General features: G+C 69.6%; 1 pseudogene. It reads right to left on the bottom strand.

The annotated features are described in order from the left end of the window. Positions 1-230: pseudogene (locus KUM38_RS35140) on the bottom strand (SGNH/GDSL hydrolase family protein); the annotation flags it as partial.

Raw genomic sequence — 230 nt, 5'->3', positions numbered from 1 at the left:
GCCTTGGGGCTGCGCCGCTTGATGTCGGTGATCATGTCGGGCAGACGCGTGTTCAGCCTCGCGAAGCCCGCGTCCACGTCCTTGACCGCCTTGTCCCGGCAGGGAGTTCCCTCCCGGGTGGTGAGCCCGGCCAGGACGCACGTGGTGAGCACGTCGGAGAAGCCGAGGTCGTTGCCGCCGAGCGTGACGGTCACCAGGTCGGTGTCCTGGGTGAGGGCGTCGACCTGCGG

Origin of the sequence: Streptomyces sp. AC558_RSS880 (genome assembly GCF_019049255.1) — a bacterium.
In the GTDB taxonomy this organism is placed as follows: domain Bacteria; phylum Actinomycetota; class Actinomycetes; order Streptomycetales; family Streptomycetaceae; genus Streptomyces.
The sequence above is the reverse complement of the archived record's forward strand: the minus strand, read 5'-3'. Positions and strand labels throughout refer to the sequence as shown.